The sequence below is a fragment of the Phytobacter ursingii genome (assembly GCF_001022135.1).
GTDB lineage: Bacteria > Pseudomonadota > Gammaproteobacteria > Enterobacterales > Enterobacteriaceae > Phytobacter > Phytobacter ursingii.
On the sequence record NZ_CP011602.1, the window covers coordinates 2,471,551 to 2,485,929 of the forward strand.

13 protein-coding genes are annotated in these 14,379 nt (G+C 57.6%); 1 reads left to right on the forward strand and 12 read right to left on the reverse strand.

Annotation, left to right across the window (positions count from 1 at the left end; all coding sequences use genetic code 11):
• Positions 1 to 50: 50 nt before the first annotated feature.
• The 6 genes from AB182_RS15110 to AB182_RS15135 are packed head-to-tail and all read right to left on the reverse strand — an operon-like array spanning position 51 to position 8,544.
• Positions 51 to 1,571, reverse strand: a complete 1,521-nt coding sequence (locus tag AB182_RS15110) for a serine/threonine protein kinase (RefSeq protein WP_047370816.1) — start codon at positions 1,569 to 1,571, stop codon at positions 51 to 53.
• Between the two features lie 26 nt (positions 1,572 to 1,597).
• Complete coding sequence (gene tssH / locus AB182_RS15115; protein ID WP_047370817.1) at positions 1,598 to 4,210, reverse strand: type VI secretion system ATPase TssH; 2,613 nt, start codon at positions 4,208 to 4,210, stop codon at positions 1,598 to 1,600.
• 48 nt (positions 4,211 to 4,258) lie between these two features.
• Positions 4,259 to 5,302: a type VI secretion system baseplate subunit TssG gene (gene tssG / locus AB182_RS15120; RefSeq protein ID WP_047370818.1), complete on the reverse strand. Its 1,044-nt coding sequence runs from the start codon at positions 5,300 to 5,302 to the stop codon at positions 4,259 to 4,261.
• Complete coding sequence (tssF, locus tag AB182_RS15125) at positions 5,299 to 7,170, reverse strand: type VI secretion system baseplate subunit TssF (protein WP_047370819.1); 1,872 nt, start codon at positions 7,168 to 7,170, stop codon at positions 5,299 to 5,301. The genes tssG and tssF overlap by 4 nt, the downstream gene beginning before the upstream one ends.
• 2 nt (positions 7,171 to 7,172) lie before the next feature.
• Positions 7,173 to 7,739: a type VI secretion system baseplate subunit TssE gene (gene tssE, locus AB182_RS15130; RefSeq protein ID WP_047370820.1), complete on the reverse strand. Its 567-nt coding sequence runs from the start codon at positions 7,737 to 7,739 to the stop codon at positions 7,173 to 7,175.
• Positions 7,732 to 8,544 carry a type VI secretion system accessory protein TagJ gene (locus AB182_RS15135; protein ID WP_047370821.1) on the reverse strand — a complete coding sequence of 271 codons (813 nt, stop codon included), beginning with the start codon at positions 8,542 to 8,544 and terminating at the stop codon, positions 7,732 to 7,734. The genes tssE and AB182_RS15135 overlap by 8 nt, the downstream gene beginning before the upstream one ends.
• A gap of 106 nt (positions 8,545 to 8,650) precedes the next feature.
• Here AB182_RS15135 and AB182_RS32335 point away from each other — a divergent pair, with 106 nt between their 5' ends.
• On the forward strand, positions 8,651 to 8,950 hold the full coding sequence (locus AB182_RS32335) for a hypothetical protein (protein WP_139153706.1): 300 nt from the start codon (positions 8,651 to 8,653) through the stop codon (positions 8,948 to 8,950).
• 62 nt (positions 8,951 to 9,012) lie between these two features.
• Here the strand turns inward: AB182_RS32335 and AB182_RS32655 are convergent, their stop codons facing one another.
• The 6 genes from AB182_RS32655 to AB182_RS15160 form a co-directional block, all read right to left on the reverse strand.
• Positions 9,013 to 9,159 carry a hypothetical protein gene (locus AB182_RS32655; protein WP_167337886.1) on the reverse strand — a complete coding sequence of 49 codons (147 nt, stop codon included), beginning with the start codon at positions 9,157 to 9,159 and terminating at the stop codon, positions 9,013 to 9,015.
• Between the two features lie 143 nt (positions 9,160 to 9,302).
• Positions 9,303 to 10,298, reverse strand: coding sequence for a hypothetical protein (locus tag AB182_RS15140; protein WP_047370822.1), 996 nt, complete (start codon positions 10,296 to 10,298; stop codon positions 9,303 to 9,305).
• A 21-nt stretch (positions 10,299 to 10,319) separates the two neighbouring features.
• The gene (locus AB182_RS15145) at positions 10,320 to 11,114 is read right to left on the reverse strand and encodes a PP2C family protein-serine/threonine phosphatase (RefSeq protein WP_047370823.1); all 795 of its coding nucleotides are present in this window, start codon (positions 11,112 to 11,114) and stop codon (positions 10,320 to 10,322) included.
• The gene (tagH, locus tag AB182_RS15150; RefSeq protein WP_047370824.1) at positions 11,111 to 12,895 is read right to left on the reverse strand and encodes a type VI secretion system-associated FHA domain protein TagH; all 1,785 of its coding nucleotides are present in this window, start codon (positions 12,893 to 12,895) and stop codon (positions 11,111 to 11,113) included. Before tagH ends, AB182_RS15145 begins: the two co-directional genes overlap by 4 nt.
• Positions 12,896 to 12,995: 100 nt before the next feature.
• Complete coding sequence (locus AB182_RS15155) at positions 12,996 to 13,676, reverse strand: hypothetical protein (RefSeq protein ID WP_047370825.1); 681 nt, start codon at positions 13,674 to 13,676, stop codon at positions 12,996 to 12,998.
• 111 nt (positions 13,677 to 13,787) lie between these two features.
• A complete protein-coding gene (locus AB182_RS15160) occupies positions 13,788 to 14,270 on the reverse strand; it encodes an Hcp family type VI secretion system effector (protein ID WP_039079483.1) in 483 nt (160 codons plus the stop codon).
• Positions 14,271 to 14,379: the final 109 nt, after the last annotated feature.

Sequence of the window (14,379 nt, forward strand, 5' to 3'; positions counted from 1 at the left end):
ATGCAACCGATGGTCTGCCGGTGCGCTCTTGCGTACCGGCAGAGAAGAACTTACGGTTGCGGATTTACCAGCCAGGTACCTGCACTGGTGATATTTAACGTCTGATGACGGGTCTGACCGTTACCCTGCAACACCAGCGCATACTGGCCCGGCTGCAATTTCAGGGTCGCAAAACCATTGCTGGCCGGCGTTATCGACTGCGATTCCCCGTTAAGAGTCAGTTTTTCCCCCTCATTCATGCGCACATAGACCTGTGCAATCGCCGCAGGCGGCGTGGTTGCGGCGGGTTTATCTGCCGCGACAGGTGCGGTTTGCGCCGGAGCAGCCGACGCCGTATCGCGTGCAGGGGCTGTTGTGGCGGGCGTTGCCGCCGGCGGCGTCGAAGCCGGCGCCGTGTTTTGCGCAGGCGGGGCGGCTGGCGTGGCTGGCGTGGCTGGCGCGACAGAGTTATTGGCAACCCCGGCGCTGGTACTCTGATCCGCATTCTCCTGCGGCGCATCGCTCTGATGGAACAGTACGCCGCCGGCGATCAGGCCAACCAGCACCCCGGCGGCCACCAGCCCTGGCACTTTGTAACGCCGCCAGTCAAGCACGCCCGGTTTCTCTTCCACTTCCTCAATGGGAACCAGCATGGTTCCTGGCTTTTTCACGCTCAGCACGTCATCAAGTCCGGCGACCGGCATTTCGAGCAGCGCTGCAAACTCATCGATAGTCTGCGGGCGGTCTTCCATTTTCAGCGCCAGCGCCTTGTCCACCGCCTGCAACAATGACGGGGAGTAGCCGGGCAGATGGCGATGCGCCAGCGGCTGATAGCCATCCTGAATGCTACGCACCACGCTCACGGGCGGCGGTGAACCCACGATCAGCGTATGGAGCACGGCGCCAAGGGCGTAGATATCTGTCCACGGCCCCTGCTCACTTTCGTTATCGTCAGTGTATTGTTCAATCGGCGCATAGCCTGGGCGCAGCATGGTTTCGGTTTCGTCGGATACCGAGCCAATACTGCGGCGGGCAGAGCCGAAATCCAGCAGAACCGGCAGACCGTTATCCTGAATCTGAATGTTATCCAGCGAGATATCGCGGTGCAGATACCCTTCGTCGTGGATGGTTTTGATCGCCCCGAGCAGCATCGGTAACGTACGACGGATCCAGGCTTCGTTGATCATCTGCGGGTTCTTTTCGCGCAAACGGGACAGCGTGGTACCGCTGTAAAAAACCGTCCCCATGTAGGCGGTGTCGTTTTGCACCCAGAAACGCAACACGTGCAGCAGGTTTGGGTGATTAAAACGCGCCAGCAGACGCGCTTCCTGGATAAAGCTGTTCAGTCCGGCGGAAAAGGCCTTACCAAAGCGCTCGCTACGCAACACCAGCGTCATGTCGTCATTGCGTACCGCAAGCGTTGAGGGCATGAACTCTTTAATGGCTATAGTGCGTTCGAGTTGATGATCCCAGGCACGGTAGACAATGCCGAAACCGCCACCGCCAATCACCTCTTTGATTTCGAACTCATTAAAGCGGTATCCCGTCGGCAGTGCGTTCGGTACAGTCCGGTTGTTTTCGTGATCCGTCATAATGGAAAACTCTCTTGATAATGGCATTACGCCGCAAACTGACAGTGAAACTCGCCCTGTGCAAAGGTGACGTGTAAACGTCGGTATTTCTCGTCGCGCGCGCTGGCGTCGAGCAAAAGCTGACTCATTTGGGGCAACAACGTGTTGGTCAGGATCGCATCGACCATTCGGCCGCCCGATTCAACCTCCGTACAGCGCTGGACGATTTGCGTGATGACGCTTTCATCCACCTCAGAAACAATACCGTGGTTCTCCTCAAGACGACGCTGGATGCGTTTGATTTGCAGACGCACTATCAACGCGAGCATCGCTTCGCTTAAGGGGTAGTACGGTACCACCAACAGGCGGCCTAACAGCGCAGGGGGGAAAACCTTAAGTAATGGGGGACGCAACGCATCACGTAGCGCGTCGGGATCCGGCAACAGTTCCGGGTCGGCGCACATACCGCTGATAAGATCGGTCCCCACATTCGACGTCAGAATAATGATGGTGTTACGGAAATCGATATGTCGCCCTTCGCCATCTTCCATCCAGCCTTTATCAAATACCTGGAAGAAGATTTCATGGACATCCGGGTGCGCTTTTTCGATTTCATCGAGCAGCACCACGCTATACGGACGACGGCGCACGGCCTCGGTTAGCACGCCCCCTTCACCGTACCCCACGTAGCCCGGAGGTGCGCCTTTCAGGGTGGAGACGGTATGCGCCTCCTGGAATTCACTCATATTAATGGTGATCACATTCTGTTCCCCCCCGTAGAGCGACTCCGCCAGCGCCAGTGCGGTTTCGGTTTTCCCGACACCTGAGGGGCCACACAACATAAATACACCAACCGGTTTATTCGGATCATCCAGCCGGGCACGGGAGGTACGCACCCGGCGGGCAATGGCCTCCAGACCGTGGCGCTGACCAATGACCCGCTCATTGAGGGTATCCGCCAGTTTAAGCACCGCGTCGATTTCATTTTTCACCATCCGACCCAGCGGGATCCCGGTCCAGTCAGAGACCACCGCGGCAACAATATTGGCATCGACGGCGGCAAACAGCAGCGGCGCATCGCCCTGAACCTCACGCAGCGCCTGTTGTTGCTGTTCCAGTTCATTACGCAGCGCCGGATGTTCCTCCTCCGCCGCCTGGCTGAGCGCGCGACGCAGGCGGATAATCTCATCCACATGCTCCTGCTCCTGCTGCCAGCGCTGGGTCAGGGCATCGCGCACGTCGCCAAGACGCTGGCGTTCGGCCTGTAGCGTTGCCACGCGGCTTTCATCACCGGCCGCCATGCGCGCCTCACGCCCGGCGATCTCTATCTCGACATCCAGCCCGGCAATGCGGTGCAGACAATCTTCCAGTTGCGGTGGCGGCGCACTAAGGCTTACCGCAACACGCGCACAGGCGGTATCGAGCAGCGCCACGGCTTTATCGGGCAACTGGCGTGCCGGGATATAACGATGGGATAACTTCACCGCCGCGACCACGGCTTCATCTAACAACAGCACCCGATGGTGTGTTTCCAGCGCCGAGACGGTACTACGTAGCATCAGTACCGCTTTTTCTTCATCCGGCTCAGCTACTTGCACTGTCTGGAAGCGACGGGTCAGCGCCGGGTCTTTTTCGATGTATTTTTTATATTCAGCCCAGGTCGTCGCGCCGATGGTGCGCAACTGGCCACGCGCCAGCGCAGGTTTGAGCAGGTTAGCGGCATCGCCCGTTCCTTGCTGCCCCCCCGCGCCAATCAGGGTGTGGATCTCATCAATAAACAGCATGATCGGCACGGGGCTGGACTGCACTTCGTTGATCAGCGCCTGCAAACGGGCCTCAAATTCCCCTTTCATGCTCGCGCCAGCCTGCAACATGCCGATGTCGAGCAACCACAACTGCACATCACGCAGCGGTTCCGGCACGTCGCCTGCGGCAATGCGTAGCGCCAGCCCTTCAACCACCGCGGTTTTACCGACCCCGGCTTCGCCAGTAAGCAGCGGGTTGTTCTGACGGCGGCGCATCAGGATATCCACCATCTGGCGGATCTCCTCATCACGCCCGACCACCGGATCGATTTTGCCGTCACGCGCCCGTGCGGTGAGGTCCTGCCCATACTGCGCCAGACTTCCCTGACGTGCTGGCGCGGCGGCTGCATTTTCCGGCACAGCGACAGACTGCGAGGCTTCTTTGCTGTCGGCAAAAATGGCATCAAAATCATCGAGCAGCGCATCAACACGCACCCGTTCAAACTGCGAGGAGATACCTTTTAATACCGTTGCCAGGCTCCAGGTTTTTAATAAGCCAATCAGCAAGTGGCCGCCGCGAATACGGTTGACGCCAAATTTCAGCGAACCGTAGACCCAGGCGCGTTCGACCGCGTTATCAATATGCTCAGACAGATCGGAGACGGAACTTGCACCGCGCGGCAGACTATCCAGCGCGTGGACGATATCCTTCGTTAAGGCTTCCTCGCTCAATGAAAAATGACGAATCACCTGCTGGAGATCCCCCTGGTCTTGTTGCATTAACGCATGCAACCAGTGAACCAGTTCCACATACGGATTACCGCGCAGCTTGCAAAAGGCGGTGGCGCTTTCCAGCGAGGAAAATAACAGCGTATCCAGTTTGCCGAAGAGCACGGCACGGCTAATTTCTGACATGATCGATTCCGTGAATGTAAGAGATAACGCCTGGGAGACAGTGAGGGATCACCGCTCCGGACTGAAAACCAAATCACCGCGTGCAAGCGGCTGCGGCTGCATACCCAGCCAGGCGCTGTAGCCCAGGCGCCCTGAGCCGCCCAACGCCGCACCGGTCACATCCTGACGCTGTAACAACACGCGCAGTGACCATTGATACTCAATGCCGAGATACTGACGAACCCAGTCGCGAAGCCGGGTTACCCAGTCCTCGCCGGGCAGAAAATGACGATAGGTTTCGGCATCCAGCGGCCCCAGTTCAATACGAAAGTTATGCGCGACATCGCGTACCGCCGCGCCCAGAAAGGCCGATTCACCCAGGCGCGGCGCACGCCGCCCGCCCTGTAGCCGCGCCCTTTCTCGCTCACCCAGAGGCATCCATTGTGGAACGTTGGTCACGACTTTCACGGGCACATTGAAGTAGGCGCGCAGGATTTTTTCCAGCCCTTCCGGGTCGCGACCGTTACGCGTTAAATGTCCGGCCAGGGCGAAACGGGCATGCGGACTCAGCGAGCCTTTTTCCAGTTGCCCCGGCTGACCCATGCCGATAAGCGAAGCGATATACCGTTCGAAACGTTTGTTGTCCGCGCGATCGAGTGAAACCGTTGGCTGCGCATCCGCCCAGGCACGGTAAAACAAGAGCGTCAGGCGGTGATGAAACAGGTCAGCAAACGCCGTCAGACTCTCATCCTGATGGTGATCCAGCCGCTCGCGCGCATACTCTGTCAGATGCAGCGGCAGCGGCCCGTTCGGCCCGAACAGACCAAAACTTAAAATCGACACATCATACAGAGATGACTGGTCGCGTTGACGCACCTCTGCCAGTGTTGAAGGGGCAAACCCGAGCGACGGTTTCTGACCAATACGCAGAGGTTCAAAGCGCGGCAGCGGCGCGCGACCGAGCGGATAACGCTCGCCACCCTGGGCGTCAACACGGCGTAACAGGGTAAACAGATCGTAGCGCCAGGGTGCCGCCATCACGTTCTGCCAGAATGACGGCGGCATGGCGGTTGCCCGCTTCACGGGAGCCAAACGAGCCAGCGTTTCACTCATATCAGCGCCCTTTTGCCCATGCGCGGAGGCCAGTAGCCCACTTCGCCGCGCTGCTGACTGTTGAGTGTGAATTCGGTAAAGCTGTTGATCGCCACCAGCCGTGCGAACACGCGTTCCAGCACGCTGCCGAACAGCCACGGACTAAAACCGGAAAAGGCTTGTTCATCTACCGTCAACGAGATACTCACACCACGGGCGAAAACAATCGGCCCCGGTTCCGGTACCCGGCGGTGTACCGGCCGCAATACGCACTGGCGGACACCGTCAATTTGTCTGGCCACCGGGGCTTCCGCCAGCCGGGTATAGAGGCCCAGCAATTGCCGAAGTGCCGCTGCCCCTTGCCCTTCTTCGCCGTCCATCAGGCTCAGGTAATTCATCTGTAGCTGACTGACCAGTTGCCAGGTACTGAACCCTTCCGCCAGCGCCGGACGCGGGGGCGTTGGCCCTTTACGCAAATATGGATTTTTAACCGGCAGTGAGTCCGGCAGCACAAATTTGCCCATCTCCTGCTGAAGCATTAACGGCAGGTCGCGGCTGGTACACAGCACCTCAGCGGTGATGTAACGCAGGTCGTCGCGCCAGGGGGCGTGTTGTTCATCCACCAGCGAGGCAAACACTTCCGAGCCGATATACCCGGTACGCGTACCGTAGCGCTGGGCATGTTCCGACAGGCCACGCTGTTCGCGGCGCAGTGAAAAGTAAGCGCCGTAGTTGCCATTATCCTGGCTCTGGCTACGCCAGAACGGGCGGAACTCTTGTTCATCACGCTGCCCATCGACGCTGGCATGAATGCGGGTGACGGCGTAAATTTCGTAATCCATCGGACGAATGTTATCGACCACCAGATGGTATTCGTGCTGGCTGTCGCTGAGTTTTTGTCGTTCCGCCACTTTGGCGAACAGGTTCACCACCGGGGTGCAGTGCAGCGCCAGATGGTTTTTATCCACCACACGCTCAAGCTGATCATCGGCTTTATCCAGCAGGATGATGATGTCAAAGGTGGTGGCATCACCGCTCTGCGCCAGCAGCGGACGCAGCCCTTTCAGGCTGAAAAAGAGGAAGCGCGACGGAAAAGCAAAATATTCCTGTAGCAGACGGTAACCGTCAAAGTTACGCAAATCGTCCGGCAACAGCGCCTGATCGGACTCGAACCCTTCCTGGCGTATAGCATCTTCCGGCAGAACCAGCGGCGCAGTTGAGGTACCGGGAATCAGCGCCAGCGCTCCGACCTGATGCGCCATCAGCAGCTCCAGCAGTTGCAGTGCCTGCATATCCGGGCCGCTTAAAAAGAACTCCACGCGGTCAAAATCAAGGTGTGAGAGCTTCACCGGACCGTCACAACGCAGCCGGATCCGCAGCGCGCTCACCGCGCCGCTCTGGCCGAGGCCGATACGCAACAGCGGCAGGTCGGCTGGCACGCCGCCCAGTTCGACCGCGCTAATGCTCAGCGGCAGGAGTGTCACGTCATGCGCGGTGGTGTAACTGCAGGTGACGCCATTTTTCTTGAGCGTCTGGCTGTCCATCATGGTGCCGCGCGGCACCACAAAGCCTTTACTTAAATCCCCTTTCGCCGGGTCAGGCTGTAGTTCGGCAATGGCCATTGACGGGGTGGGCGCAAGGTAGTTTGGCGCGATCATCTCCAGCAGACGCTGAGAAAAGCGGGGAAACTCGGCGTCCATCTTGAGCTGCACGCGGGAGGTCAAAAAGGCGAACCCTTCCATCAGACGCTCGACATACGGGTCGGCGACGTCCATGCCCTGCATCCCCAACCGCCCCGCCACTTTCGGATAGCGGCCGGCAAACTCCTGGCCCATTTCTCGCAGCCAGGCCAGTTCGCGGTTGTAATACTCGAGTAATTTACTCTCCACGCTTACCCCACATCTTTTAACTCGAAATGGCCATTTTCCAGGTCGACATCGGTGCGAAACAAAAAGGATAACGGATACGGCACGCACCACAGGCGGCCTTTGATTTCAATCGACAAGACGTTGTGCAGATCCAGCGACTTTGTATCGGAGATGCAGCGCACCATCAGCCCCTGCGGCAAAATTCGTGGTTCGAAATGCAAAATAGCGTCGGTGAGCTTGCGCTGGATATCCTGCCATTCAATGTCGGACATGCGCTGACCGGCCAGTGGCGCCACGCCAAAATTGGCGACCGAGCGGCGCACGTGACTCAGTCTTGAGAGATCGTTTTGCGCCTCGTTATTGATGGTATTGAACAACCACTGCAGGTCACGCAGGACGTGGCGACGCAGTGCATTGTGCGAGACCAGATTGCTGTTGACCGGTTCCTGCTTTTTATCCGGCGCATCATCGGTCAGGCGGTCCAGCAATGACGGCTGCATTTTGTCGCGCGCCCCCGGCGATTCTTTGCCAGTTCTGGCGCGCCAGCCGCTACGCAACAGATCGCGGTCGTCCTGGGGCTGACTACTCATGGACTTCGCCTTGTGCAAAACGCAGACTGACTAAATCGAGCAGCGGGTATTCCGCCGTATCGTTAAGCCATACCTTTTGGCCGCGTCCCATGTAATGGGGCTCCTCGCCTGGCAGCGGTTGCCACTCGGTCGTGCGCGACAGCAGGAAACGGTCTTCCACCTGATTGTCCAGCGGATAGCGCGCCGGGATCTGACAAACTTGCTCGCTGCCGTCATGCAGGCGGATACGTGTGTGCCGCCAGACCAGGTCGATGACGCTCGCCGGGGGCTGAAATTCCATCTCTTCAATCGCGCTGAATGGCAGCCAGAAATAGCGCCCGTTGACGATGGCTTCGCAGACCGGGCCAAAGCGACAGTCGCCATCCATCAACCAGTCGAAGCTGTGGGTGGTGCCATCCTGTAAGGTCAGCTCACCGGGAATCGCTTCGGCCTGTTCCAGCGCGCCAATGCGATGCGAGCAGGCTTCGGTGGCGGAGAGATCGAGGGCGGCAACCATTGTCGCCAGCCATGGCCAGTGTTTGTCCGGCATTGTTGGACGCGCCCGTCCGGCCATCACTTCCACGCGCTGACGTTCGCCATTGATGGTCTGCTCAAGCAATGTAATGGTCGGTTGCGCCTGCGGCGTCAGCGCCAGCCAGCTTTTGAGCTGCGCCAGCGCGCGCGGCCAGTTGCCCTCAAGGCAAAGCATTTGCGTAAAGGCCGCACGCAGGTCGGCATCGCCTGGCTGCTTGCGAATGCGGTTTTCCAGTTGCCCCAGACTCTCCCGGAGTGATTCTCCCGCGAGTTGTTGCTCTAGTGTGTTCATCACCGCTCCTCAGTGTAAGACAAATGAAATGGTGGGGGTTTTCCTCTCACCGCACCCCCTCGTACCGTAGCCCCGGTAAGCATCGCGCCACCGGGGATTCTCCCGGATGGCGGCGCAGACGCCTTATCCGGGCTACGCGGCAAAGCGCCCGATCGGTTCTCTCTCCCCTGGCGGCACCGTAGCCCCGGTAAGCATCGCGCCACCGGGGATTCTCCCGGATGGCGGCGCAGACGCCTTATCCGGGCTACGCGGCAAAGCGCCCGATTGGTTCTCTCTCCCCTGGCGGCACCGTAGCCCCGGTAAGCATCGCGCCACCGGGGACTCTCCCGGATGGCGGCGCAGACGCCTTATCCGGGCTACGCGGCAAAGCGACCGATTGGTTCCCTCTCCCCTGGCGGCACCGTAGCCCCGGTAAGCATCGCGCCACCGGGGCCCCTCCCGGATGGCGGCGCAGACGCCTTATCCGGGCTACGCGGCAAAGCGACCGTTCGGTTCTTTCTCCCCTGGCGGCACCGTAGCCCCGGTAAGCATCGCGCCACCGGGGATTCTCCCGGATGGCGGCGCAGACGCCTTATCCGGGCTACGCGGCAAAGCGCCCGATCGGTTCCCTCTCACCTGGCGGCACCGTAGCCCCGGTAAGCATCGCGCCACCGGGGATTCTCGCGGATGGCGGCGCAGACGCCTTATCCGGGCTACGCGGCGAGTTGCCCGAGCGGTCCCCTCTCCCTTGAGGGAGAGGGTTAGGGTGAGGGGGAGAATTAATGCACAGCCTTATAGGTGCCGACCGCCGGGTCGCGCAGTTGCGGGCGCAGGGAGTCAATCAGCAAAATATTGAGCGTCGTACCCGGGGCGAACCACGGGGCCCAGACTTTGCGGACCTCATCAAGCCGTGCCTGCAGCCGGGCCTGATCGTTCACCAGTTCGCGCGAAACTTCGACCGCCACAGTACCGTTCGCCTGCCAGCCGCTCAGAGAAGGGACATAAGGCAGGATCATCCAGCTTTGACCGAGGCTGCCTTCGCTGGCGACCATCCGCTCGTTATTGACGGTGGTTATCAATAAACGGTCGGCGTCCGCACTGTCGCTCAGACCGCTTACCGGGAAACCATGAACAAAGGTCATCGTGGTTTTACGCTCAATGCCATTGCTGATTTGGCTTACATCACTGCGGCCATTTAGCCAGCCACCCTTCTCACATTTACCGTCGTCTTTAGCCGGGATAAACAGCGCCGGACTGCTGCTGTCGCCCTGCCAGAAGGTACGCAGATGACAGCCATCCTGGAGAGTAAACTCCTGCCACGGCGTGCGGTTCGCCACAGGCGAGTTATCTTCCGGTCGTCCTTCCGGCAGTTGTAATCCACTGGTGCTATTTGCCGCTGGCGGCGTAGTGGTCGTCGCAGCCGCCGGTGTCACAACAGGCGCCCAGTCTTTCGCTTTGCTTGCGGTCCCCTGGGCCAGCGTGTTGTTTTGCGCATCGGTTAATTTCCAGCGCACCAGCGTTAAGGTGCCGCACTGGTTTTCGAGCAGCGCGCCCAGACGCGGCATAAAGCTATCGAGCACGGTGACTTTTTTATCGCCATTCGCCACGATACGCAGCGGTAATTCTCGTGCGCACCAGCTTTTCGGCGAGTTATCCGCGATGTCGTCGATCCAGATATCCAGTTTTTGTGTAGGAGACTGCACGATACGGTAGTTTTCAGCCTGAGCGCCAAAACAGACCGCGAACAGCGCCAGCCCCGGAAGCCAAAGTTTCATAAAATTCCTTGTAAGCCTGTATCAATCACGAAGAGGGAAAAACTGCGACGCTTGCGCCAGCGAGTGCAGAAGCGTGGTGTCCTGCGGGGCACCTACCCACACTGCCACAGCGCTGTAATTGTCCTGCTGATCACGACTTTCCACGTTGGTACGCAGCAGTATCTGATTCATTAATGTCAGCCATTCATGGGGGGTGTTCACCATATGAAGGGACTGTTTCATCTGCTCTTCGCTCACTCCGTGCCAGAAACCGTCAGTGCAGAGCAAAAACACATCGCCATCTTCAATCGGCACCACATCGCTGTAGCTGGCTTCGCGTTCATCGTCACCCAGTCCCAACGCGAAATAGAGTAAGTTGCTGTTGATGCCATCGGTCTGGTGTCCGGCGTCCTTCATCTGTTGTACCAGACTATGATCGGTCGTAACGTGGTACAGCCAACCGCGGCGAAAAAGGTAAAGTCGGCTGTCTCCCGCATGCACCCAGTAGGCCAGATGGTAATCGCGGTCAATAAACAGGCTTACCATGGTAGTGCCCATACGCTGAAATTGCTCAGCCGCTTTTTGTTCGGTGCGAATGGCGTTGTTGGCTTCGTAGATATACTCGCGAATGTATTGCGCATTCAGATGCTGGTCGCCATCGAAGCGGGTAATGATGGCATTGCGGGCGAGCTCGGCCGCCACATCGCCGCCGGGAAGCCCGGCAATACCGTCGCATACCACGAAACATGCGGCGCGTTCGCCAATGCTTTCACCGGTTTGATCCTGGTTACTCGCACGCGCGCCCTGTCGGGACATTGAGGCGGTGCTGATATTCATTGTTGTTCTTCCGATGCGCTTTGTGAGTCTTTGTACTGGTTGACTTCCATGTCGTAAGCGTGCAGGAAAGCTTCGCCAAAGAGCGTGTGGAAGTCGTCATCGATTTCACCGGCCGTTTGTGCGTAAGACCGCACAAAATAGTCCCACAGCGCCGCTTTGCGATTAGAGAGCATGCCAAGGCGCGCCGTCGCGCCGTCGCGTTTGGCGTCCTCTTCCAGCAGTTCCGGGTTAAAGGATTGCAGCATGGCGGCAATAATGGCGCGAATGCCGGAGATCATCCCCAACTGGTGAGCCTGCAAGTCGATCAGCGCATCGCGCACCGATTTTTTCGGCGGCATAAAGCCAGGCATACGAGTACCGAACATCTGCATCAGCACGGTTTTGCCGGAAGGCAGCAATTTAAACGGGTTGTTGGCGTCGTCGAGCACCATCGTCATGTCCGCTTTGACCCCACGTTTAAGGATTGAGCGTGATGACAACAGCGCCACTGTCCCTTGCGAAAACATGCTCAGCATCTGTCCGAGCTGGCGCATGTTTTCCCGGTCAAACTGTGGCGTGGGCTGCATATCACTGAGCCCCATCCCCTCAAGCAGCGCATCCAGTAGTTCGCCTTTAAGCACATCACCGCTGCCCTCGCCGCTGCTGGTCGTTGCGGATTGCGCGCTTTCGCTCTGCACCGGATCGATCCGCAAGCGCCCTTTCGGCGTCTGCGCGGCGGCACGCTGTACGGTCTGCGGCGTAGGTAACGTGATGGCGACATATTCCGGCACCTCGCTGCTGGCTTCCGGTACCACGGGTTCCGGAGCAACAAACAACGGCTGTACATCTTCTGGCGCGGAGTGCGGCACAATGTCGTCATGGGGTACTATCGGTTCAGGCTGCGGCGGGATCGGCGCTTGCCAGGCCGGTTCCGTTTTCTTCGACTCAGACGGGGCAACATCGTCTGCATGGCTTAGCGGCACGGCGCCACTGAGTAATCCCAGCGGGTCGTCATCACGTGCCTGCTGCGTGCTCGCGCCGCTACCGCCAAACAGGGCTAACGGATCCAGTTCATCCGGCGCGGGGGCGTCCTGTTTGACAGTGGGTTCTACGGGTGGCACCAGCGTTGACGGCGTGGCATCGGCGAAGATACTGTCATTTTTAAACAGCGGTTCGTCGTTAAACAGTTTGTCCGTGTCGATCGAGCGCGGCGCAGCGGCGGCATCGTTTTTACTCAATAAGGCCAGCGGGTCTTCCGGGTTACGCTCCGGTTCTTTCGGCGCGGCAAACGGATTGAGCGCCTGGGGCTCTGGTTTCGCACGGTTACTGGAGATGCTGTCGGAAATGGAAAATTCCTGCATCAGGCTATCCCAGATCTCCGTTGGCACGGCGGTGGTGGCGTTCTCTTTTTTCTCCACCGGAGTCGGATCTGGCGTAAGTCCTGCCTGCACATTCGCCGCCATACGGCTGACCGGCTGGGTGTCCAGAATCAGGTCGGTGACTTCAATGCGGTATTCGTCAATATCCAGGATATCGCCATCCTGCAATTCAACCTGGCGGCCCCGCTCCAGCGGAATGTCGTTGAGCACGACTCGGGTCACGTTGCCACGGTTAGTAATGCGGCATTCACCGTTCCCGGCGATATGTACGATCGCCTGCAGGCGCGATATGGCGCGCTCGTTGTCCGGCAGCACCAGGTTATTGTCCGTTCCGCGTCCAATGGTGCCTCCCGGCGGATAAAAATCGCAGCGGCTTTGCGGAGGTTGATGACCGGGTTTATTGGTAACTATTGTGAATCGCATAGCGTATTCCTGCTGGAGTTATTAGCGTTCCGAAAAGGGTCAATTCTGATAACGCTGGTGCTGGAAAATAAAAATGCCAGTGAAGCCAGGAATCAGTGGCTTAATTAATGGGTTGTAGATCATTAAGTTTAATAAATCCCCGCGCCTCGCCCAGCAGGCCGGGTTTGTCTTCATCACGTACCGCAACCTCAATCCAGATAGGGTTGATTGTTTTGATTTTTACCAGTGGTGTTCCGGGAGTGGCAGGCTGTAAATCTTTCGCCCCGGCATCAGGTTGCTGCTTGAAATATTTATTCTCTATCCCAGATTTCAGGGTATAGGTCATCATCCATGGAAAGGCTTCACAACCTGCGTTTTTTTCAAGTTTATCGGTATCAATAGCGTTTTTATTCGCAGGTTTGAAATGCGTCAACTCACCAGTAAAGTAACGATGATCGCACTCTGTCGCCCCCGTAAGTTTATCAACCGTGATAGCACCAGCACGCTCGATGTGCCCCTCTTTCCAGGTCAAAAATTCCGATGGAATATGGGAAAAGTAACGCGTGAGTGGCTCAGATTCAGCGTCTTTTTTATCAACATTAAGATTGATGACTTTCTCAACAGTATCACCATCCGTAGTCACGAAATAACGGTATTTCAGTTCTGGCGTATTCCGCTGACCATCATCGCTCCATATGGGTAACCAATAAGCCTGAAGAATACCCTGATGCAGGGTCTGTTCTGCGGCTGTGGAAAGTGAAGCAAAAAATACCGTGGTAATAATAACGAATGTCTTGAGCATGACCCGTCCCTTTCTAATGACTACCAGAGACGTTTTATGGAGATGAAGTAATTTGCCATACGCTCCCTTTAGCTCTTTCAGCGATCCCTTTCGGGATCGCTGCAAAAGATCTTACGCTTCTTTGTTTTCTTTGATATTCCAGCCGGCACTGGTTTCAGCGCCTTTACCACCAGAAGAAGACTGTTCCCAGTACTGCTGTTTCACTTTCGCAGCCTGGAATGCGTAAGTTACGCCAACGGTGTCGCCATTATCCGCACCGGTGTACTGCACGGAGGTCACTAATACCTCTTCCAGCGTAATGCGTGCATATTCAACCTGCTGGCCGCCCGCTTTGCAGACGGAAAGCTCAACTTTGGTCAAATGCTTGCCGCTGGCGCAGTGTTTCAGTATTGCCGTTGTGGATTTGTCAATTAATGCGTTTACATGCAGGTCATTGAAATTAACTTTACCGGCACCACCGCCACCGCCGACGCTCATATTCCCTGGCTGTGAAGCGCCCCAGGAAAAAGATGTAATATCAGTCCAGCCGGTGTGGTTAGAATCTTTCGACTCACCCGTAACGCCATCGACCTTCAGAAACATATCAATAGCCATAATATTTACTCTTCGTTGATGATGATTATTGCTTTCGAAAAAGCGTGTATATACCCGTCATTACTGATGGTATAGAACAAATGGGTAAATATGGGGCCAGCTAAAACCG